The following is a 21060-nucleotide window of genomic DNA, read 5'->3' as shown; positions in this document are numbered from 1 at the left end:
ACCCCCGCCGGTTGATATAACGCAGCCCCCCCCCCCTGTAAAACCCTCCCGGCGCCAATCGACAGTGTGAGATTTCAGATCACGCAGAGGCGATGGACGCCTTCTCCAGGATCTCGCGAGCGAGCGCGGCGGTCGCGGACGGCGTCTTGCCGACCTTCACGCCTGCGGCCTCGAGCGCGTCCTGCTTGGCCTGCGCGGTACCGCCACCACTGGAGACGATGGCGCCGGCGTGGCCCATGGTCTTGCCCTCGGGCGCGGTGAAACCGGCGACGTAGCCGACGACCGGCTTGGTCACGTTGGCCTTGATGTAGGCAGCGGCACGCTCTTCGGCGTCGCCACCGATCTCGCCGATCATGACGATGATCTTGGTCTCGGGGTCCTTCTCGAACGCCTCGATGGCGTCGATGTGGGTGGTGCCGATAACCGGGTCGCCGCCGATGCCGATCGCGGTCGAGAAACCGAAATCACGCAGCTCGTACATCATCTGGTAGGTCAGGGTGCCCGACTTCGACACCAGGCCGATCGGGCCCTTGCCGGTGATGTTGTTCGGGGTGATGCCGACCAGCGCCTCGCCGGGGGTGATGATGCCGGGGCAGTTCGGGCCGATGATGCGGGTCTTCTCGCCCTTTTCGACGTTGTAGGCCCACGCGTAGGCGGAGTCCTGCACCGGGATGCCCTCGGTGATGACCACGAGCAGCGGGATCTCCGCGTCGATGGCCTCGATGATGGCGTCCTTGGAGAAGGCAGGCGGCACGAACGCGATGGAGGTGTCGGCGCCGGTCTTCTCGATCGCCTCGGCGACGGAGGCGAACACGGGCAGCTCGATCTCGTTGCCGTCTTTGTCGGTGTGCTTGACCGTGGTCCCGGCCTTGCGCGCGTTCACGCCGCCGACGACGTTGGTGCCCGCCTTCAGCATCAGCGCGGTGTGCTTGGTGCCCTCGCCGCCGGTGATGCCCTGGACGATGACCTTGTTGTCCTTGTTCAGGAAGATGGACATGTTCGCTGTTCCTTACTTGGCGCTGAAGGCGAGTTCGGCGGCCTTGTCGGCGCCCTCGTCCATGGTCTGGGCCAGCGTCACCAGCGGGTGGTTGGCCTCGGCGAGGATGCGACGACCCTCTTCGACGTTGTTGCCGTCCAGACGAACGACCAGCGGCTTGGTGGCTGCGGCACCGAGCACCTCGAGGGCGCCCACGATGCCGTTGGCGACCGCGTCACAGGCGGTGATGCCACCGAACACGTTGACGAACACGCTCTTGACCTGCGCGTCGCCCAGGATGACGTCCAGACCGGCGGCCATCACCGAAGCCGAAGCGCCACCACCGATGTCGAGGAAGTTGGCAGGCTTCACGCCGCCGTGGTTCTCACCGGCGTAGGCGACGACGTCCAGGGTCGACATGACCAGACCGGCGCCGTTGCCGATGATGCCGACCTCACCGTCGAGCTTGACGTAGTTGAGGTCGTTTTCCTTGGCCTTGAGCTCGAGCGGGTCGGTCGCGTCGACGTCGGCGAACTCGAGGTGGTCGGGATGCCGGTACTCGGCGTTCTCGTCCAGGGTGACCTTGCCGTCGAGGGCGAGGATCTCGTCGGTGGGGGTGCGCACCAGCGGGTTGACCTCGACCAGGGTGGTGTCTTCGCCGATGAAGACCTCCCACAGCTTCTGGATGGTCACGGCCGCGGCGTCGAGCACGTCGGCGGGCAGGTGGCCCTTCTCCGCGATCTCACGGGCGAAGGCCAGGTCGACACCCTTGACGGCGTCGACGGCGATCTTGGCGAGGCGCTCGGGAGTCTTCTCCGCGACCTCTTCGATCTCCATGCCGCCCTCGACCGAACACATGGCCAGGTAGGTGCGGTTGGACCGGTCGAGCAGGAAGGAGATGTAGTACTCCTCCGCGATGTCCTTGGCCTCGGCGACCAGGAGCTTCTTGACGATGTGGCCCTTGATGTCGAGGCCGAGAATGTTCTGCGCGTGCGTGAACGCGTCTTCCGGGGTGGCCGCGTACTTGACGCCGCCAGCCTTGCCGCGGCCGCCCACCTTGACCTGCGCCTTGACCATCACGGGCTTGCCGATTTCCTCGGCAATGGCGCGTGCTTCTTCGGCCGTGTCGCAAACACGACCCTCGGACGAAGGCACTCCGTGCTTAACGAAGAGCTCCTTCGCCTGATATTCGAAGAGATCCATGTACTCACCGTCTCGTCTGCGTTGCTATGACAACGTCTTTGTTGGCGGCCCGACGTCGGTAGCGGGTCGGATCGGACTGTAGCTAGTCACGGGGAGGGCTAAACGACCACGTTCATAGTAAGTGGCGCAGGTCACGACCCTTAACGGGAGCCCCGAAAAACCGCTGGCCAAGGCTACTGGCGAGTAGTTTTTGGGCGTTTTCCGGCGCCTTGCCAGGTCGGGCCGCCTAAAGCCGGGACACCCCGGCATCTACTACGTTATGTCGTCGACAGACCTCACCCGGGATGCCGGAAAACGGTGAGATATTCCATCGCGTTACGGTGACGAATGTCACACACGCGTGTAGGTTTTCGACCAGCGCTTGCCACTCTGCAATCGCTTCGTTACCGTCAATGCGGTCGAAGTCACAACCAGGTCACGACAACCAGGTCACGACTGGCAAGTCAGGACTGAGGAGGACGACAAGCTTGAGGTACTTCAGTACTCGCTTGGAAATGCTGGCGATTCGGCACAGCCGATGAACCACCGCTCCACCCTTCCAGTCGAAGATCGCACCACCTCCGGCCACCGTTACCGGTATGCCGACGAATACACATCGCACCCACAGGCTCGTCGCGCTCCCGCCGCCGCATGGCCGCAGACCGACGATGCGTGGCGCGACCAGAACACCTGGTCCGACGACGCGGCATGGACGCCCGCCGAGGACGAATGGACCGCGGACGAGTCCTATGACACCGGCGCCTACAGCACCGACTGGGCGCCCGTGGCCGAAGAGACCACCGCGGAAGAACCGCCCGCGCCGCGCCGCGCCGAACGTCGTGGTGGCGCACACCGCGTCCCCGCACCGCCCGCCGCGCTGAAGGGCCGCGCCGCGGTCATCGCCGTTGCCGCAGGCGCGGTTGTCGCCGCGGGTCAGGCGGCTATGGCCGATCCGGGCCAGCCCGCACACGGCATCGATTACGAGGCCGCGGGCCAGGTCCACGAGATCGCCGCGCAGTCGATGAGCACCGCCGATATCGGCGACCCGGGCACCGGCGCCTCGCCGCAGGTACTCGACGCCACCACCGTCGCCGACAAGAACCACTTCGACGACATCCTCGCCAAGGGCGCCAAGTTCGCCGAAGACCTCGCCGCCCAGGAATCCGCCAAGCTGCGGCCCTTGTTCGCCAAGTTCACCTCGGGCAACTACACCTCCGGTTACGGTGCTCGCTGGGGCGTCCAGCACCTCGGTATCGACGTCGCGGGCCCGATCGGCACCCCGATCTACGCGGTCGCCGACGGCACCGTCATCGAAGCGGGCCCGGCGTCCGGTTTCGGCATGTGGGTCCGTGTCCTGCACGACGACGGCACCGTCACCATCTACGGCCACATCGACACCGCCACCGTCTCGCAGGGCGAGCGCGTGATGGCGGGCGACCAGATCGCCACCATGGGCAATCGCGGCTTCTCCACCGGCCCGCACTGCCACTTCGAGGTCTGGCTCAACGGCACCGACAAGATCGACCCGGTCCCGTGGCTGGCCACCCGCGGCATCAGCCTCGGCTCCCAGCGCGACTGAGGGTTCGCGCGCCTGTCTACGTGACCAGTAGCACGCTTCCTCTCTGTCATGGGCGGGGTTAGCGTTGCGGTATGGCTGGTACGACGAAGTACACGCAGTTCATCGGGCTCGCACCGGAATTGGTGTGGGGGGTGCTCGGGGATCTCGAGCAGTGGCCGGAGTGGAATCCCGGGGTGCGGTCGGTGCGGTTGCACTCGCCCGTTGCCGTCGGGGCCACCGGGGATTATGTGCCGAATGGGGATTTCTCGGCGCGGATCCACGGGCGGTTCGGGAAAGCGTTCACCGTCACTACCTTCGAGCCCAATCGTGAGCTCGGCATCGAGCAGCCCGAACCCGCGGGCACCATGTACCTCACCTGGCGGCTGACCCCCTGCGACGGTGGCACCGAGATCACCCAGGAACTCCGCTTCACCGGCCCGTCGGCCGCCGCGGCCCGCACCCTCGTCCGGCCGTTCATCGAAACCGATGCGCGCGTGAACTTCTCGCGCCTGGCCAGGCTGGCCGGACTCGCCCCTACCGACGACGCGCTCAATGTCGTCATCGCGGGCGGCACCGGCGCACTCGGGCTCCAGATCGCCGCCGACCTGACCTGCCGCGGACAGCGCGTCACCCTGCTGACCCGCCGCCGCAACCCGGCTCTCCCGTTCCGCCAGACCGAATGGGACGGCCGCTCGGTCGGCTCCTGGTCCGCCGAACTGCGCGAACCCGGTCGGCTCGCGGTGATCAACCTCGCCGGAAAACTGGTCGACTGCAGGCCGACCGAACGCAATGTCGCCGAACTGCGCTCCAGCCGAGTCGATTCCACCACCGCTCTCGTTGCCGCGGCGGGTCTGCGCGACACCCCCGTCGACTACTGGGTGCAAGCAAGCACCACGGCCATCTGGTCGGACGCGGGCGAAACCCGGTGCACCGAAACAACTCCCCTCCCGGTCGGCCTCCCGCAGATGACCGGCGTCGCCCAGCCATGGGAGGAAGCGTTCGACCCCGCCCGCGCCGACCACTGGACGATCCTGCGCACCTCCATCGTCCTCGACCCCGACGCCCCCGCCCTCAAACGCCTCGGCCAGCTCACCAAGGCCGGTCTCGGCGGCCGCGTAGGCCCCGGCGATCAGTGGTTCAGCTGGATCCACATCGAGGACTGGCTAGCCATCGTCCGCGCTTCACTCGGCCTCGACCCCACCGTCACCCTCCCCGACGGCATCCTCGTAGCCGCCACCGAATTCCCGGTCCGCAACACCGAACTCATGTCCACCCTCCGCCGAATCCTGCACCGCCCCCCATCACCGCCAACCCCCTCGGCGATCCTGAAAGTAGGCGCGGTGGTCCTGCGCACCGACCCCGCCCTAGGCCTGACCGGCCGCCACGCCACCTCCGAAGTCCTCCACAAAGCAGCCTTCGACTTCAAATACCCCACCCTCGACGAGGCCCTAACCGACCTACTCGGTTCCGCCTCTCCGCGTATTCAGCGCGCCGTCCGGGAGCGCGACCATTAGGTCTCGGCCATACGTCCTGCGCGCAGCGGCTGGGAGGTGGTTGGGGAGTTACCCATGTTCTTGCGAGATCAGCGGGTTGCCCAACCAACTCACAACTTCACAATCGTCCGGCTGAACTGCGGAATCAACCGAATCTTCCCCGCCGACCCGAAGTCGATGGTCACCGTAGCCAACGGCCCCACCCCATCAGCGGCCACAACCCGCCCCAACCCGTACTTGTCATCGGTAACCCGATCCCCCACCGCGAGAACGAGTTCGGTGTTGTTCCGCTTCACCGCCCCACCCGGCGCCGGCCTGCGCTCACCGGATCCCCCACGCACACCTGGCCGCTGATCCCACCCACTCCCACTGGTCCAATCCCGATCGAACCCGCTGTCCTCACCCCGGCGCCGCCCCCGCTGCACCGGCGAGACCACCGGCTCCAACCTGCGCCAATCCAGCAGATGCTGCGGAATCTCCTGCAGGAACCGCGATTCCGGGTTCGACACCGGCTGCCCCCACCCCGACCGCACCACCGCGCGCGAAAGATAGAGCCGCTGACGCGCCCGCGTAATCCCCACATAAGCCAGCCGACGTTCCTCGGCCAGCTCGTTCGGATCACCCAGCGCCCGCATGTGCGGGAACTGCCCGTCCTCCCAGCCGGTCACGAAGACCACCGGGAACTCCAGCCCCTTGGCCGTGTGCAGCGTCATCATGGTGACCACACCCGTGCCTTCGTCCGGGATCTGATCGGTATCGGCGACCAGCGACACCCGCTCGAGGAACGCGGCCAGCGACCCCGGCTCCGGTTCACCATCGCCGGCCTCCGGCACCAGCCCTTCCTCACGCGCCGCCTCGGCATTGTTGAACGCCTCGGAACTGAATTCGCGTGCGACGCTGACCAATTCGTTGAGGTTGTCGAGACGCGCGCCGTCCTGCGGATCGTCGGAGGCTTCCAGTTCGCCGCGATATCCCGTGCGATCGAGCACCGCCTCGACCACATTCCCCACATCGGGATAGTCGCTGTCGGCCCGCTTACCGGCCACCCGGATCTCGTCGAGCAGATCGAGGAATCCCGCGATCGCCCGCTGCGCGCGGGTATTCAGCAACGCGACCTTGCCATCGGCCGCATCGCGCAGTGCCGCGGCGAAACCGATGCCGCGCTGTTCGGCGTGCACCGCCACGCAGGCCTCCGCACGATCGCCGATCCCGCGACGCGGAGTGTTGAGAACGCGGCGCACACTCACCGCGTCCTCGGGATTTTCCAGCACCCGCAGGTACGCCACCACGTCGCGCACTTCTTTGCGCTCGTAGAACCGCACACCACCGACCACCTTGTACGGCAGGCCCATTCGGATGAAGATCTCTTCCAGCGCACGCGAATTGTTGTTGGTGCGATAGAACACCGCCACGTCGCCGTAGTTGGCATCGCCGGTGTCGACGAGCCGGTCGATCTCCTTGGCGACGAAGGAGGCTTCGTCGTGCTCGTTGTCGGCGACGTAGCCGGTGATCAGTTCACCCTCGCCGGAATCGGTCCACAGTTTCTTCTCGCGCCTGCCCTCGTTGCGCGCGATCACCGCGTTGGCGGCGGACAGAATGTGCTGGGTTGAACGGTAGTTCTGTTCCAGCAGAATGGTTTCCGCATCCGGGAAGTCGCGTTCGAATTCCTCGATATTGCGGATCGTGGCGCCACGGAACGCATAGATCGACTGATCGGCGTCGCCGACCACGCACAACTCGCTCGGCTCGACGGCCTGCTCGTCCGCCTCGCTGTGATGCCCGACCAGCTCACGCACGAGCACATACTGGGCGTGGTTGGTGTCCTGGTACTCGTCGACGAGCACGTGCCGGAACCGGCGCCGGTAGTACTCGGCGACCTGCGGATGGTTCTGCAGCAGTGCCACCGTCTCGCCGATCAGATCGTCGAAGTCCATCGCGTTGGCCGAGCGCAACCGCCGCTGGTACTCGGCGTAGACCCTGGCGACCAGAGCGGGCAGTTCGGTGTCGTCGGCTTCCGCGTCGGCGGCGGCCTTTTCCGGACCGATCAGTTCGTTCTTCAGATTCGAAATGGCGGTCGACAGCAAACGCGCGGAATACTTCTTCGTGTCGATCTCGAAATCGCGGCTGATCATCGTGAGCAAACGCCGCGAATCATCGGCGTCGTAGATCGAGAAATTCGAATTCAAGCCGGGCAGCAGTGCCGCCTGCATCCGCAGTATGCGCACACAGCTGGAATGGAACGTCGATACCCACATGCTGGCCGCGCGCGGGCCGACCAGCCCGGCGACCCGTTCCCGCATCTCGGCGGCGGCCTTGTTGGTGAAGGTGATGGCCAAGATCTCACCGGTGCGCACGCCACGCGCCGCGAGCAGGTAGGCGATCCGGCGGGTGAGCACCGCGGTCTTGCCCGAGCCCGCGCCCGCCACGATCAGCAGCGGGGAACCCGCGTGCATCACCGCGGCACGCTGGGGCGGGTTGAGCCCGTCGAGCAGTCGCTCGATCTCCTCGGCGCGCTGTTGTTCGCGCTCCTGGCGCCGCTGCGACTGTTCGGCGCTGTTCCTGGCCGCCGCCTGAGCCAGCGCGGACGCGCCGGTGCCACCACTGTCCCGAGGCGGTAGCGCGGCACCGCTGGGCGCGGGCGCCGGTGCGCTGGGATCGGTGGCTGAGGCGTGGGGAGCGACCGTGATATCCATCGTCTGTCCACGCTACCGGCGGGCACCGACAAGCCGCGAACCGCCGCCGCCGCGATGACCGGCCGACGACGGCCCGGCAAACCACCGGTGAACGCGGCCAGGTCGGCACGGGCCGCACCTGGTGAACGTTCTCAGCGAATTCCTAAACAGAACTGTTTTGCCTACCTAGCAGCCCGTGGCAGACTGGGCCACATGTTCAGCGCTTCTCCGCATGCCCGGATCGGCTGCCGATCCGATATCGTGACGGTGCGTACGATTTATTGCGCGCTCCCGGGGGGATCAGGTACCGCCCATCGGGAAAGTTTCAGGGTGACGGAACAGATCGGGTAACAGGCCGTTCGGTTTGACCGATCCAAGTTCTGACACGAGGAGATGAATGATGAGCACCCCCGCTACGACCACGGGCTCCGATTCGGCCTTGCCGCAATCCGAAGCCGAGATCGACAAGCTCCGCCTCGAGATCGACCAGCTCGACGCCACGATCCTTGCCGCGATCAAACGCCGCAGCGAAATTTCCCGGATCATCGGCCGTACCCGCATGGCTTCCGGCGGTACGCGCTTGGTCCACAGCCGCGAGATGAAGGTGCTCGAGCGCTTCAGCGAGCTCGGCCAGGAGGGTCACACCCTCGCCATGCTCCTGCTCCGCCTCGGCCGCGGCCGCCTCGGCCGCTAGACAACCCCATAGACCACGCGGCGGACCAGCCAGTTCGCCGCTTCCAAAAAGCCGCCCCGGGTGCAACACCATCCCCGGGGCGGTTATTTTTTGGCCCGGCTCAGGTCAGAGCGATGTATTTGGTGTTCAGATATTCCTCGATGCCCTCGGTGCCGCCCTCGCGACCGAAGCCTGATTCCTTGACACCACCGAACGGGGCCGCGGGATCGGAGATGACGCCACGGTTGACACCGACCATGCCGCTCTCCAGTGACTCCGAGATGCGAAGCGCCCGATCGAGATCTCGGGTGAAGACGTAGCTGACCAGCCCGTATTCGGTGTCGTTGGCGGCGGCGACGCCCTCGTCCTCGGTATCGAAGGCGACGATCGGGGCCACCGGGCCGAACACCTCCTCGCGCAGGATCCGGGCGGTCGGCGGCACATCGGCCAGGATCGTGGCCGGGTAGTACCAGCCCGGACCGCCGGGGGCCTTGCCGCCGATCAGTACTCGCGCGCCGACGGAAACGGCATCGTCGACCAGGTCGCTCACGATCTCGCGCTGGTCCTCGCTCACCAGCGGGCCGAGGGTGGTCGCGGAGTCGGTGCCCGGACCCATCACGACGGTGTCGGCCATCGCGGCGACGAACTTCTCGGTGAACTCGGCGACCACGCCGCGCTGCACGTAGAACCGGTTGGCCGCGGTGCACGCTTCGCCGCCGTTGCGCAGCTTCGCCTGCATCGCACCGGCCACGGCGGCGTCGATATCGGCATCGTCGAACACCACGAACGGCGCGTTGCCGCCCAATTCCATGGACGTGCGCAGCAACCGGTTCGCGGACGCCGCAACGAGTTTCTTGCCGACTTCGGTGGAGCCGGTGAAGGTGAGCTTGCGCAGCCGCGGATCGTCGATCAGCGGACCCGTGACAGCCCCGGAACGCTGCGTGGTGACCACCGACAGCACCCCGTCGGGCAGGCCCGCTTCGCTACAGAGCTTGGCCAGCGCCAGCATGGTCAGCGGCGTCGCCGAGGCGGGTTTGACGATCATCGTGCAGCCTGCCGCCAGCGCGGGCCCGATCTTGCGGGTGCCCATGGCCAGCGGGAAATTCCACGGCGTGATCGCCAGGCACGGCCCCACCGGCTGCTTGGCGACCATGATCCGCCCCGCACCCGACGGCGCGTTCAGGTATCGCCCGTGAATCCGCACCGCCTCCTCACTGTTCCAGCGGAAGAACTCGGCGCCATAACGCACCTCGTTGCGGCTCTCGGACAGTGCCTTGCCCATTTCGAGCGTCATCAACAGCGCGAATTCCTCCGCCCGCGCGGTCAATTGCTCGAACACCGTTCGCAGGATTTCACCCCGCTCCCGTGACGGTGTCGCCGCCCACGCCTCCCCCGCCGCGACGGCCGTGTCCAAGGCCAGCATCGCGTCCTCGGGAGTAGCGTCCGCCACCTGCGCGATCACCGCCCCGTCGGCCGGATTGCGCACGTCGAAAGTCCCACCTCCGGTGGCCTCGACGGGTCCGGAGCCGATCCACAAACCCTTGGGTACGAATTCGAGTACGTCGCGTTCAGACACCATGCGCCCAGCCTAAGCCCGCCACCCCGGCCACCGCCTCGATCCCGCGAACACATGCGGCGCCCCTCGATGATCAACGCGGTACCCTCGGGTCGTGAGCAGCGACATCACCGAGTCTTCGGCCTGGCAGGCACTGCGCAGCAATCACGGCACTGTTGCACCGATGCATCTACGACAGCTGTTCGCCGATGACCCGGCACGTGGCCGCGAGCTGACGCTGCAGGTGGCCGACCTGCACATCGATTACAGCAAACATCGCGTGACCCGCGAAACCCTGCGCCTGCTCGCCGATCTCGCGCACACCGCGGGTGTGCCGCAACGCCGTGACGCGATGTATTCGGGTCAGCACATCAATACTTCCGAGGACCGCGCGGTCGGCCATATCGCGCTGCGGCTGCCGGTCGGCGACCAGCTCTGTATCGACGGCACCGACGCCGACGCCGAGGTGCACGACGTCCTGCGCCGGATGGGCGAGTTCGCCGATTCCGTGCGCTCGGGTAAATGGCGCGGCGCGACCGGCGAACACATCGAGACCATCGTCAATATCGGCATCGGCGGCTCGGATCTGGGCCCCGACATGGTGTATCGCGCACTGCGCCACTATGTCGACGCGGGCATCGACGCCCGGTTCGTCTCGAATGCCGATCCCGCCGATCTGGTCGCCAAGCTCACCGGACTCGACCCGGCGACGACCCTGTTCATCGTCGCGTCCAAGACGTTCTCGACGCTGGAAACCCTCACCAACGCGACCGCCGCGCGCCGCTGGCTGGTCGACGCGCTGGGCGAGGAAGCGGTCGCCAAGCATTTCGTCGCGGTGTCGACGAACGCGGAGCGGGTGGCCGACTTCGGCATCGACACCGCGAATATGTTCGGTTTCTGGGATTGGGTCGGCGGCCGCTACTCGGTGGATTCGGCGATCGGCCTTTCGGTGATGGTGACCATCGGCAAGGAGCGGTTCGCGGAGTTCCTCAGCGGAATGCACGCCATGGACAAGCATTTCGCGACCGCGCCGCTGGAAGAGAACGCGCCGGTGCTGCTGGCGATGCTCGGCATCTGGTACTCGAATTTCTTCGGCGCGGAATCCCGTGCGGTACTGCCCTATTCGAATGATATGGCCCGATTCCCCGCCTATCTGCAGCAATTGACGATGGAGTCCAACGGCAAGTCGGTGCGCGCCGACGGCACCCCGGTGACCTCGTCGACCGGCGAGATCTTCTGGGGCGAGCCGGGTACCAACGGGCAGCACGCCTTCTACCAGCTCCTGCATCAGGGCACCCGCCTCGTCCCCGCCGACTTCATCGGCTTCGCCAGGTCCACCGACGACCTGCCGACCCTCGACGGCACCGGCAGCATGCACGACATCCTGATGAGCAACCTGTTCGCGCAGTCGAAGGTACTGGCATTCGGCAAGACCGCGCAGGAGATCCGCGCCGAGGGAACCGACCCGGAACTGGTGCCGCACAAGGTGATGCCGGGCAATCGGCCGAGCACCACGATCCTGGCGGCGGAACTCACGCCGTCGGCGCTGGGTCAGCTGATCGCGCTCTACGAGCACCAGGTGTTCGTAGAGGGCATCATCTGGGGTGTCGACAGTTTCGATCAGTGGGGTGTCGAGCTGGGCAAACAGCAGGCGCTGGCCCTGATGCCATTGCTGAGCGGGCCGGAAAAGCCGGTGTCAGTGGGTGATTCGTCGACCGACGAGCTCATCGATTGGTATCGGGCGCACCGCCGCTGACCTCCTTCGCGGCCCTGGTCGCGGCCTGGATCCGGCCGGTCACACTGGTGGTGACGATCGTGAGCAGGGTACCGAGCACCACCAGGTCGAATACGATCTGCACCATCGTCGCGATGCGCGCGACCTGGCCGACAGCGTGCACATCGCCGAAGCCGACGGTGCCGAGCGTGACCAGCGTGTAGTACAGCGCGTCGGTGCGGGTTTCGAGCCCGACGAATTGCTCCGGATGAAGTTGCTGCAAGCGGTAATAGAACAGCGCGAACACCACGCCGACGATGCATACGAGCAGCAGCAACCCGTCGACCTGCCCGCCCGGGGCGGTCGGATCCCGCAGGTAGTTCTCGATCCGCCGCCAGACCAGCCAGCCGAGTCCGGCAACGCCCGCGAAGAAGATGAACACCCCCGCCAGCCGCCCCGGCCACGCGGCGAGCTCGAACATCCACCCCACCGGCACGCTGTAGTACAGCAGCACCGCGAACAACGCCGCCGCACCGTTGCGCACCGCATGCTTGGGGAACCGCCGACCTCGCGTCATCACTCCATGATTGCCCCGGAGGCGCCGATTTCCGTGCCACACGCGCCGAGCAGGTCTGGGTCGTGAATACCCCGTGCGGATGAATCAGGTCACGCGGTAGCTGTGCCCCTCGGCGGTCAACACGTGGTCGGCGCGGTTCCGGCTCGCGGCGATGAGGTCGGCGTTGCGCAGGTCGCTGCCCATTACCTTCGCACTCGCCTGAGCCGGTGTCCGCCCGCCGGAGGTGTGCCGGTCGAGCAGTCGCTCGGTGAGGATCGATCGCGGTGCGTCCAGGTACCAGCACGCGTCGAGTAGCCCGCGCACCTCAGCCCAGCCGGGCGCCTCGGCATCGGTCAGCAGCAGGTAATTCCCTTCGACGATGGCCACGCGTTCGTCGCACACGACCACGCCGGCGTCGGTCGGCTCGTCGATGGCCCGATCGAACAGCGGCCACGGCACCGGGGCGCCGACTGGGGTTTCCCGGAGCAACCGCAGATCAGCGACGAACCCGGCCGCGTCGAAGGTGTCCGGCTCGCCTTTGCGTGCCAGCGCGTTCCGCGCCCGGAGCACGTGATTGCGTAGGTGGTAGCCGTCCATCGGTGCGACGACCGCGGGCCGCCCGGACGTGCTCAGCTCGGTGCGAAGACGCTGCGCCAGTGTCGATTTCCCGGCACCTGGCGGACCGGCGATCCCGAGCAGGAACCGCTCACGGCACACCGGTATCCCTCGGGCCAGCTCGCCCACCGACAGCACCCCGCTCGCCAAGGTCACCGCCATACCCTACCGACGAGCTCACCGGATCTCGGTGAGCTCGTCGGGGAGTACATCGGGCTCAGCGCACGTCGACGAATCCGCGCTCGAGGATCGCGCCGGTGTCCACGCCCGCGGGCAGGGTGCCGAAGGCGATGCCCCAGTCGCCGCCGAGGCGCGTCGCGCAGAAGGCGTCCGCGACAGCGGGGTGACCATGGCGCACCAGCTGGGCGCCTTGCAGGACCAGCGCCATCAGCTCGACGACGCGGCGGGCGCGGTATTCGATGTCGGACAGGTCGGTGAGTTCCTTGCCGACGCGGTCGATCGCGTCGTCGAGGCGCGAATCGGCACCGCGGGCCAGACCGACCTCCGCGAAGTACGCCTCGACCGTCTCGGACTGACGTCCCATGGCGCGCAACGCATCCAGCGCCGCCACATTGCCCGAACCCTCCCAGATCGACATGAGCGGCGCCTCACGGTACAGCCGCGGCATGCCCGATTCCTCGGCATATCCGTTGCCGCCCAGGCATTCCAGCGCTTCGGCGGCGTGTGCGGGAGCACGCTTGCAGACCCAGTATTTGGTGATGGCGAGGGCGATCCGGCGCAGCGCCGCTTCGGCCGGGTCGCTGCCCGCGCGATCGGTGGCACCGGCCAGTCGCATCATCACCGTGGTCGCCGCATCCGATTCGATGACAAGGTCGGCGAGCACATTGCGCATGGCGGGCTGGTCGATCAGCTTGGCGCCGAAGGCTTCTCGATGCCGGGCGTGATGGATCGCGCTGACCGCGCCGAGTCGCATGCCGGTGGCCGAGCCGATCACACAGTCGAGGCGGGTCATGTTGACCATCTCGATGATCGTCTTCACGCCCGCGCCCTCGGCACCGACGAGCCAGCCGGTGGCGTTCTCGTATTCGATTTCCGAGGACGCGTTGGACTTGTTGCCCAGCTTGTCTTTCAGCCGCTGGATGCGGATGGGGTTGCGGGTGCCGTCGGGCAGCACGCGCGGCAGCAGGAAACACGACAGGCCACCGGGGGCCTGCGCGAGGGTGAGGAACATGTCCGACATGGGCGCCGAGGTGAACCACTTGTGCCCGACGATGCGGTACGAGCCATCGGGTTGCGGTGCGGCGGTGGTGGTGTTGGCCCGGACGTCGGAGCCGCCCTGCTTCTCCGTCATCGACATGCCCGCGATGAGCCCGGCCTTGGTCGACGGTTCGCGCAAGCCGAAATCGTAGGTGCGCGAGCCGAGCAGCGGCTCGAAGCGCGCCGCCAGTTCGGGATTGTGGCGCAACGCGGGCACCACCGCGTACGTCATCGAGATCGGGCACATGTGTCCGGCATCGGCGACGCCCCAGGTGAAGAACTTGGCGGCGCGAGCGGTGTGCGCGCCGGGCCGCTCGTCCAGCCACGGCGAACCGTGCAGACCGTGCGCCACCGCGACATTCATCAGGTCGTGCCAGTGCGGGTGGAATTCCACCTCGTCGACACGATTACCCCAGCGGTCGTGGGTGTGCAGCACCGGCGGGTACTCGTTGGCGAGCCTGCCCCACTCCTGGGCCTCGAAACCGCCTGCCAGCGCACCGAGTTCGCGCACCTCGGCTTCGGCCCAGCCCGCTCCTTCGCGGTGCAGGCCTTCCAGCAGCGCGGGGTTGCGCGCGGCATCGAAGGGGATCAGCGGCGGCGCCTGGTTGAACACTTCGTGGGTCGGCATGTCGTGGCAACTCCTTCGACTACAGCGTTTCCGGGCGCGCACCGAGTGCGCGCACGGCGAATGCAACCAATTCGGGGATGACGGTCTCGGCGTGCGGAGCGGCGGCCAAAGGGCCGACGAGCACCTCGCCGATCGCGCCGACAAGGGCCGCGGCTGTCAGGCTCGAGTCCTGCGCGGGCAAGTGGCCTTCGGCGACACCGTGTGCGATCGCGGTCTCGAACGACGCGGCGAACGCGCGCCGGAATTCCAGCCGTTGCGTGTCGACGGCGGCGTCGACGGGCTCGGCCAGCAGCACATAGGCCAGTTTCGGATTCTTCAGCGCACGGCCCGCGAAGGTCTCCACCGCGGCGGTGACCCGCCCGACCACGTCACCGTCGGCCACCGCGGCGCGTACCGCGTCGACCTCGCGGGCGACCACCGTCTCGAACACCGCCGCGACCAGTTCGGCCTTGTTCTCGAACTGCTTGTACACGGTGCCGGTCGCGATGCCCGCCTCGGCGGCGACCGCGGCCATCGACAGCCCGGCGAACCCGTCACGCGAGAGCACGCCGGTGGCACCCTGCACGATCAGCGCCCGTTGCGCGTCGAGCCGGGCCTGCACGGCCGGGGTCCTCCGGTACACCATGTGAAGAAGTGAACCATGAATTCACCTCTTCACACAAGGGCACCGGGTCCGTATGGTCGAGGAATGGAACAAACAACCGGGCAGCCCGCTTCAGTGCGCGTCGAGCACGCAGGCCCGGTCACGACGGTGATCCTGAATCGCCCGCAGGCCCGCAACGCGGTGGACGGCCCGACCGCCCGGGCGCTGGCGGAGGCCTTCCGCGCCTTCGACGCCGACCCCACCTCCTCGGTGGCCGTGCTGTGGGGCGAACACGGCACCTTCTGCTCCGGTGCCGACCTCAAAGCCCTCGGCACCGAGAACAGCAATCACGCCACCGAAGACGGTGACGGTCCGATGGGCCCGACCCGGCTGCGCCTGTCCAAGCCGGTGATCGCGGCGGTCTCCGGGTACGCCGTGGCGGGCGGGCTCGAACTTGCCCTGTGGTGTGACCTGCGAATTGCCGAGCAGGACGCCACTTTCGGTGTCTTCTGCCGCCGCTGGGGCGTCCCGCTGATCGACGGCGGCACCGTGCGCCTGCCGCGTATCGTCGGCGAGGGTCGCGCACTCGACATGATCCTCACCGGCCGCCCGGTGAGCGCGCCCGAAGCGCTGCAGATGGGCCTGGTCACCCGGGTCGTCCCCGCCGGCGATGCCCGCCGCGTCGCCGAGGATCTGGCCGCCCAGCTCGCCGCACTTCCCCAAACATGTCTGCGCACCGACCGCGCCGCCCTGTACGACCAGTACGGCCACCCCGAGGAAGAGGCGCTGCGCGTCGAATTCCGTCACGGCATGACCGCCCTGTCCGGCGGCGCGCTCGACGGCGCCGCCCGCTTCGCCGCGGGCGCGGGCAGGCACGGTAGCACCGACCACCGCTGATGGACCGCCTCACCGTCGTCGACGAGATCTTCCTGCGCACCCATCGCGGCATGGGCACCCCCATCGCCCTGCAGGGGCTGTGGCGCACCACCGATGCGATGCAACCGGCTCTCCTACAAGCGATTCATGATCGCCTTCGCCTCGGTCACCTCGGGCGCAGAGTGGTCGACCCCCGAGTCCCAGGCGCCCGCCGCAGCTGGCGCCCCAACACCAGAGCCCACCCCCTGGACATCACCGTCGGCCCACTTCCCGAGAGCGAAATCCTGCCGTGGGCCGACACTCTCGGTGCCGATCTCGACCCGGAATTCGCCCCCGGCTGGCGCCTGTCCGCCGCCCGCGTCCATGACGGCGGAACTGTTGTCGCCCTGACCTGTTCGCACGCACTGGCAGACGCCCGTGGCTTGATCCACGCCGTCACCGCCGCCCTTCGATCGCTCGAATCCACCGCCCCCGATGCCTCGCCTGGGCAGGAAAGCTCGGGACTCGGACGTGACGGCGAACTGCGTAGTCGCACAACTACTTCGGAATGGGTAGACGCGGCCTCCCAATGGGCCACCATCTTCGGCGGCACCGCACGCGCGCTGCGCCAAAAGCTTTCCCTACCACGCCCGGCACCGGATGCTTCCCCTGTTCGTACCGCCCGCAAAGCCGACACCAGCGACCGGCACCTGCGGCCGCTCCTGCTCACCTTCGACGCCGCCCACTGGGACGCCACCGCGATCACCCTCGGCGGAACTCCGAACAGCCTGTTCATCCACTTGACGGCAAACATCCTGTGGCAGAACGGCTTCCCGAACCCGACGATCGTGGCAAGCCTTCCGGTGGATACCCGCGACGAACCCCGTGTCGACAACGACCTCGCGATGACAGAGATCGCGATCCAGCGCACCGACACTCCCGCGACAATTCGCGATCAGGCCAAAGCCGCCTATCAGCGCCGAATGTCGAGCCCCGCAGGACTTCCCGAGGAGATCCTCCAGGTACTCCCCGACCGCTGGGCCTACGCCCTCACCAAGGGCGCGGGTGAACGAGACATCCTGTGCTCCAATATCGGCCCCCTACCCGACACCGTGCGAAAAGTCGGACCGCACAACTGCACCCGGGTCGCCGCCCGCGCCATCCACCCCGACATCACCGCCTTCCCCCGCACCCGACTCGCGGGCTACCTCTCCCAGCTCGACGACACCTACACACTCGCCCTGGTCGGTCTCGCCGCCGACAACGATTTCCTGCCCGACGCGATCGACAAAGCCTGCGCGACAACCGGATTACACCCGCACCCTTGGTAGTCAGTCGGCAGCTATCCCAGTGAGCAACGCCCGCAAGCCCCACACGAACTGATCCTGCGAATTCCATGCCGCCATCGCGTCCACCTGCGCGGCAGTGCGCGGCCAGCGATCGGCATCGAGCAGCGCGAGCCCCTCCCGGCGTAGCGCGGTCCGCTCGGATTCCGGTGCGAGCGGCGGCTTTCCGTCGGTCTCGGCCACATTGAGCGCGATCCCACCCAGCACCTGCACGATCACCGCGTACACACCGTGCGCCTGCCGCGCCTCGGACAACCCGCCCCGGGCCAGGCACCCGAACAACGCCTCGCCGACATCGCTGGCCGCGGGCCCGTCCATCGGCCCCGACATCATCAATATCGCGACCGCGGGATGCGCGAGCAACTCCGCGCGCAGGCCGAGCGCGAACTGGATCACCGCGCCGGTCCACTCCACGCCGAGATCGCGCAGCGGTGCGAGTGGCACCGCCGAGAGCACGCGTTCGATCACGGCGCGCTCCAGATCGGCCCGGCTCGCCACGTAGGTGTACACCGCGTTCGGGTTCACCCCGAGCTTGCCCGCGACCGCCCGGATCGACAGCGCCCCGCTCCCCCCCTCGTCGAGCAGCTGCAGCGCGATGTCGACCACCTGCTCCTCGGTGAACGAGCGCCGAGCCGGCCTCGACGCGCCGACACCTGTTGACTTCGCCTTCGACATGCGGTGGACTGTACCCCGTACAGCTAACTGTACCCCGTACAGCCAGAATGGATTCTCATGCGGAACAAGCCGTACCCCACCATCGCGCTGCTGATCGGCGCCCCGATTCTGATGAACCTCGCATTCGTCGGCCTGGGGATCGTGTTCGACTACCCGGACGTCCTGCAGCTGCCCGCCACCGAAATCCTCGCCCGATTCCGGGCCGAGCAGCCCACGATCGTCACGCTGTTCAGCCTCCTCGCGGCCGCTGCCTGCGCTTTCATCCCGCTGTCGATCCTGATCGGCCGCCTCGACGACTCCCCCACGATGCGCTGGGCGGTGCGGGCAGGCGTCGCCGCCGCCGTCGTGCAGGCGATCGGCCTACTGCGCTGGCCCCTGCTCGTCCCGTCCCTGACCGACCCGGACACCTTCGAACGACAGCACACCCTGCTGGGCACCCTCCTCGGCGAAACCGCCGGCTACACCCTCACCGCGATCTGGACAGCCCTGGTCATCGCCGCACTGCGCACCCCGCGCTGGTTCGCCGTACTTGGCTACACCAGCGCCGCCGCCATCGCCACCGGCGTCGTCATCCCACTCGGCATCGAGCCCGCCGCCGTCGCCAACTTCCTCGGCTACCTGCTGTGGAGCGTGTGGCTGCTGGCCTTCGCCGCACTACTGGGCAGGGGTACGTTTCCGCGTCAGGTCGCCGTCATCCCGATGAGCAGCACGCGCAACCCCCAGACGAACTGATCGATGGAGGTCCAGGCGGCCATCTCCTCCAGGTGCGCGGCGGTGCGTGGCCACTGGACCGGATCCAGGTCGTGCAGGGCCGTGCGGCGGGCCGCGATCCGCGCGGATTCACCGGGCAGCGGCGACTTTCCATCGGTTTCGGCCACGTCGAGGGCGATCGAACCGAGTATGTGCACGAACACCGCGTAGACCCCGTGCGCACGGATCGGCGCCTGCAGTCCACCGCGGGCGAGGCAGACGAACAGCGACTCGGTGATATCGCGCGCCACCGGGTCGTCCGCCGACGGACTGTTCATGGGTCCCGACATGATCAACTCGGTGACCGCGGGGTGGTCGAACAACTGAGCGCGCACACCGAGCGCGAACTGGATCACCGCCGCGGTCCACTCCACGCCGTCGTCGGTGAGCGGCCCGAGCGCCACCGACGACAGCACGCGTTCGATCACGGCACGTTCGAGGTCTGCCGAGCTGCCGACGCGGGCACGCACCGCATCGACGTCCGCCCCGAGCCGCTGCGCCACCGCCCCGATGGACAAGGCCCCCGCGCCGCCCTCGTCGAGGATGGCGAGCGCCGCGTCGAGAACCCGCTCCTCGGTGAGCGATCCCGCCGCGCCACCGACGTCCGTACCTGGGGTTTTCGCCTCGGGCATGTGTCGAACTGTACTCCGCGGACACCCGCGGAATCCCTCACCGATCAGGGTGTCAGACCGAGCCGGGTGGCCAGCCACGGCAGCTGATCGCGTAGCCCGTGCGCCCACAGCGCGAAGTTGTGTCCGCCCGGCAGAATCCGCAACCGCACGTCCATTCCCGCGTCTTTCGCCGCCTGATACATCCGCTCCACCTGCGGGCGGTACATCTGGTCGTCGGCGCCGACGACGAACGCGCCCGCGGAATCCGGATACGTCCGCGACCGCAGCAGATCCAGCGGATTGACCCGCAGCAGCGCCTGGAGATCCCCGCCGAACGCGGCGTCCACGGTGCGTTGCCGGTCGCCCAGGGTGGGCTCGTCCTGACCGGACATGTCGAGGAAGGTGGGATAGACCCCGGGATAGTTGGTGGCCAGTTGCAGTGCGCAGGTGCCGCCGTACGAGAGCCCACCCACCGCCCAGGAGCGCGGATCCGGATCGATCTGCAGATTCGCCCGTGTCCAGGCAGGCACGTCGACGGCCAAGTAGGTGGCGACCTTGCCGAGCTCGGAGTCAAGGCACAGCGGGTTCGCCAGCTGGGAGCCGGTCCCGTCGGCCACGACAACCACCGGCGCGAGCCCGTTGTGCGCGCGGGCGAAGGAATCCATGGTCTCGGCCAACTGCCCGCCGACGAACCAGTCCTGCGGTGCGCCCGGCTCACCGGCGAGCAGCACCAGCACCGGCAGCAGCGGCCGTGAATTCGCGAAATAAGCAGGCGGCAAATAGATCTGGGCATCGCGAGCGGCGAATCCGGACGCGGTCGGTGGCACCGTCGCGGTCAGCACGCGCCCGTCGTCGGGCAATCCGCCGGGCGCGTGCCATGCGGGCTCGAGTGGACGCGCGCTGATCACCTGCTCGCTCCCGGTCAGCTCACCGGCCTCGACCCGCTCGACCTCTTCGACCCCGAGCGCCGCGCCCACCGTCGGGTACGACGCGTACTCCAGATTGATCCGCACACCCACCGCGACCAGCACGACACCGGCCGCGAGCACGGTGACCATCCCGGTCCACACGCTCGGGCGCACCAGAATCCGCGGCACCACCAAAAACACCGCGGCCACCGCGATCCCGATCAGCACGTACACCGACACCGCGATCGGATCGGGAAACGGCCGCCACAACTCCTCGACGAACAGGTACAGCGCCACGGTCGCCACCACGGCGGCCAGCACCACGATCGGCATGATCGTGGTCACATATCGCCGTACTCGAGGTAACAGCAACCACACCGCACCCACCGCACCCACCGCCGTCAACGCCACCGGCAGCCACCCGGAAAGCAACGAAAGATCGGTGATTCGCGTCATCGCTGACCTCCACAGATGCCACCTCGACCGCCCTGG

General features: G+C 67.5%; 18 protein-coding genes. 7 read left to right on the top strand and 11 right to left on the bottom strand.

Going from position 1 to position 21060, the window contains the following annotated elements; translation table 11 throughout:
- Positions 1–79 precede the first annotated feature (79 nt).
- Positions 80–997 (bottom strand): succinate--CoA ligase subunit alpha, encoded by a 918-nt coding sequence (sucD, locus tag ACFWPX_RS21350; RefSeq protein ID WP_056814017.1) that lies wholly within the window; start codon positions 995–997, stop codon positions 80–82.
- Between the two features lie 12 nt (positions 998–1009).
- Entirely contained in the window at positions 1010–2179 is a 1170-nt protein-coding gene (gene sucC, locus ACFWPX_RS21345) for an ADP-forming succinate--CoA ligase subunit beta (RefSeq protein WP_378913378.1), read from the bottom strand.
- 517 nt (positions 2180–2696) lie between these two features.
- Between sucC and ACFWPX_RS21340 the strand changes: the two genes are divergently transcribed.
- Positions 2697–3737, top strand: a complete 1041-nt coding sequence (locus ACFWPX_RS21340) for a M23 family metallopeptidase (protein WP_378913377.1) — start codon at positions 2697–2699, stop codon at positions 3735–3737.
- Between the two features lie 71 nt (positions 3738–3808).
- Positions 3809–5230 carry a DUF1731 domain-containing protein gene (locus ACFWPX_RS21335; RefSeq protein WP_378928829.1) on the top strand — a complete coding sequence of 474 codons (1422 nt, stop codon included), beginning with the start codon at positions 3809–3811 and terminating at the stop codon, positions 5228–5230.
- 89 nt (positions 5231–5319) lie between these two features.
- Here the strand turns inward: ACFWPX_RS21335 and ACFWPX_RS21330 are convergent, their stop codons facing one another.
- The gene (locus tag ACFWPX_RS21330; protein WP_378928828.1) at positions 5320–7902 is read right to left on the bottom strand and encodes a UvrD-helicase domain-containing protein; all 2583 of its coding nucleotides are present in this window, start codon (positions 7900–7902) and stop codon (positions 5320–5322) included.
- A gap of 379 nt (positions 7903–8281) precedes the next feature.
- On the opposite strand from ACFWPX_RS21330, the gene ACFWPX_RS21325 reads away from it, so the two are divergent.
- Positions 8282–8575 carry a chorismate mutase gene (locus ACFWPX_RS21325; RefSeq protein ID WP_056816138.1) on the top strand — a complete coding sequence of 98 codons (294 nt, stop codon included), beginning with the start codon at positions 8282–8284 and terminating at the stop codon, positions 8573–8575.
- 100 nt (positions 8576–8675) lie between these two features.
- On the opposite strand, the gene ACFWPX_RS21320 is transcribed toward ACFWPX_RS21325, so the two are convergent.
- Positions 8676–10133 carry an NAD-dependent succinate-semialdehyde dehydrogenase gene (locus tag ACFWPX_RS21320; RefSeq protein ID WP_378913374.1) on the bottom strand — a complete coding sequence of 486 codons (1458 nt, stop codon included), beginning with the start codon at positions 10131–10133 and terminating at the stop codon, positions 8676–8678.
- A gap of 91 nt (positions 10134–10224) precedes the next feature.
- On the opposite strand from ACFWPX_RS21320, the gene pgi reads away from it, so the two are divergent.
- Positions 10225–11865 carry a glucose-6-phosphate isomerase gene (gene pgi, locus ACFWPX_RS21315; RefSeq protein ID WP_378928827.1) on the top strand — a complete coding sequence of 547 codons (1641 nt, stop codon included), beginning with the start codon at positions 10225–10227 and terminating at the stop codon, positions 11863–11865.
- On the opposite strand, the gene ACFWPX_RS21310 is transcribed toward pgi, so the two are convergent.
- From ACFWPX_RS21310 to ACFWPX_RS21295, 4 genes are all read right to left on the bottom strand, one after another.
- Entirely contained in the window at positions 11834–12400 is a 567-nt protein-coding gene (locus tag ACFWPX_RS21310) for a potassium channel family protein (protein WP_378928826.1), read from the bottom strand. The genes pgi and ACFWPX_RS21310 overlap by 32 nt on opposite strands.
- An 84-nt stretch (positions 12401–12484) precedes the next feature.
- On the bottom strand, positions 12485–13150 hold the full coding sequence (locus ACFWPX_RS21305; protein ID WP_378928825.1) for a nucleoside triphosphate hydrolase: 666 nt from the start codon (positions 13148–13150) through the stop codon (positions 12485–12487).
- A gap of 61 nt (positions 13151–13211) precedes the next feature.
- The gene (locus ACFWPX_RS21300; protein ID WP_378928824.1) at positions 13212–14840 is read right to left on the bottom strand and encodes an acyl-CoA dehydrogenase family protein; all 1629 of its coding nucleotides are present in this window, start codon (positions 14838–14840) and stop codon (positions 13212–13214) included.
- 19 nt (positions 14841–14859) lie between these two features.
- On the bottom strand, positions 14860–15465 hold the full coding sequence (locus ACFWPX_RS21295; protein WP_378913369.1) for a TetR/AcrR family transcriptional regulator: 606 nt from the start codon (positions 15463–15465) through the stop codon (positions 14860–14862).
- 63 nt (positions 15466–15528) lie between these two features.
- Here ACFWPX_RS21295 and ACFWPX_RS21290 point away from each other — a divergent pair, with 63 nt between their 5' ends.
- A complete protein-coding gene (locus tag ACFWPX_RS21290; protein ID WP_378928823.1) occupies positions 15529–16320 on the top strand; it encodes a crotonase/enoyl-CoA hydratase family protein in 792 nt (263 codons plus the stop codon).
- Complete coding sequence (locus ACFWPX_RS21285; protein WP_378928822.1) at positions 16320–17609, top strand: hypothetical protein; 1290 nt, start codon at positions 16320–16322, stop codon at positions 17607–17609. The genes ACFWPX_RS21290 and ACFWPX_RS21285 overlap by 1 nt, the downstream gene beginning before the upstream one ends.
- Here ACFWPX_RS21285 and ACFWPX_RS21280 read toward each other — a convergent pair whose 3' ends face one another.
- Entirely contained in the window at positions 17610–18299 is a 690-nt protein-coding gene (locus ACFWPX_RS21280; RefSeq protein ID WP_378928821.1) for a TetR/AcrR family transcriptional regulator, read from the bottom strand.
- Positions 18300–18356: 57 nt separating this feature from the next.
- Here ACFWPX_RS21280 and ACFWPX_RS21275 point away from each other — a divergent pair, with 57 nt between their 5' ends.
- On the top strand, positions 18357–19031 hold the full coding sequence (locus tag ACFWPX_RS21275; protein WP_378928820.1) for a DUF4386 family protein: 675 nt from the start codon (positions 18357–18359) through the stop codon (positions 19029–19031).
- Here the strand turns inward: ACFWPX_RS21275 and ACFWPX_RS21270 are convergent.
- Positions 18980–19681 carry a TetR/AcrR family transcriptional regulator gene (locus tag ACFWPX_RS21270; protein WP_378928819.1) on the bottom strand — a complete coding sequence of 234 codons (702 nt, stop codon included), beginning with the start codon at positions 19679–19681 and terminating at the stop codon, positions 18980–18982. The two genes, ACFWPX_RS21275 and ACFWPX_RS21270, sit on opposite strands and share 52 nt — an antisense overlap.
- 44 nt (positions 19682–19725) lie before the next feature.
- Complete coding sequence (locus ACFWPX_RS21265) at positions 19726–21024, bottom strand: alpha/beta hydrolase (protein WP_378928818.1); 1299 nt, start codon at positions 21022–21024, stop codon at positions 19726–19728.
- Between the last annotated feature and the right edge of the window lie 36 nt (positions 21025–21060).

The sequence above is a fragment of the Nocardia sp. NPDC058518 genome, from assembly GCF_042719655.1.
In the GTDB taxonomy this organism is placed as follows: Bacteria; Actinomycetota; Actinomycetes; order Mycobacteriales; family Mycobacteriaceae; genus Nocardia.
Note: the sequence above shows the minus strand (reverse complement) of the source record. Positions and strands in the feature narration are given on the sequence as shown.

Coding starts and splice junctions, on each gene's coding strand:
- ACFWPX_RS21265 (WP_378928818.1), bottom strand. CDS start 21,024: ATGACGCGAATCACCGATCTTTCGTTGCTTTCCGGGTGGCTGCCGGTG.
- ACFWPX_RS21280 (WP_378928821.1), bottom strand. CDS start 18,299: ATGTCGAAGGCGAAGTCAACAGGTGTCGGCGCGTCGAGGCCGGCTCGG.
- ACFWPX_RS21340 (WP_378913377.1), top strand. CDS start 2,697: ATGAACCACCGCTCCACCCTTCCAGTCGAAGATCGCACCACCTCCGGC.
- ACFWPX_RS21295 (WP_378913369.1), bottom strand. CDS start 15,465: ATGGTGTACCGGAGGACCCCGGCCGTGCAGGCCCGGCTCGACGCGCAA.
- ACFWPX_RS21325 (WP_056816138.1), top strand. CDS start 8,282: ATGAGCACCCCCGCTACGACCACGGGCTCCGATTCGGCCTTGCCGCAA.
- ACFWPX_RS21275 (WP_378928820.1), top strand. CDS start 18,357: ATGCGGAACAAGCCGTACCCCACCATCGCGCTGCTGATCGGCGCCCCG.
- ACFWPX_RS21320 (WP_378913374.1), bottom strand. CDS start 10,133: ATGGTGTCTGAACGCGACGTACTCGAATTCGTACCCAAGGGTTTGTGG.
- ACFWPX_RS21290 (WP_378928823.1), top strand. CDS start 15,529: ATGGAACAAACAACCGGGCAGCCCGCTTCAGTGCGCGTCGAGCACGCA.
- ACFWPX_RS21270 (WP_378928819.1), bottom strand. CDS start 19,681: ATGCCCGAGGCGAAAACCCCAGGTACGGACGTCGGTGGCGCGGCGGGA.
- sucD (WP_056814017.1), bottom strand. CDS start 997: ATGTCCATCTTCCTGAACAAGGACAACAAGGTCATCGTCCAGGGCATC.
- ACFWPX_RS21335 (WP_378928829.1), top strand. CDS start 3,809: ATGGCTGGTACGACGAAGTACACGCAGTTCATCGGGCTCGCACCGGAA.
- sucC (WP_378913378.1), bottom strand. CDS start 2,179: ATGGATCTCTTCGAATATCAGGCGAAGGAGCTCTTCGTTAAGCACGGA.
- ACFWPX_RS21330 (WP_378928828.1), bottom strand. CDS start 7,902: ATGGATATCACGGTCGCTCCCCACGCCTCAGCCACCGATCCCAGCGCA.
- ACFWPX_RS21300 (WP_378928824.1), bottom strand. CDS start 14,840: ATGCCGACCCACGAAGTGTTCAACCAGGCGCCGCCGCTGATCCCCTTC.
- ACFWPX_RS21285 (WP_378928822.1), top strand. CDS start 16,320: ATGGACCGCCTCACCGTCGTCGACGAGATCTTCCTGCGCACCCATCGC.
- ACFWPX_RS21310 (WP_378928826.1), bottom strand. CDS start 12,400: ATGACGCGAGGTCGGCGGTTCCCCAAGCATGCGGTGCGCAACGGTGCG.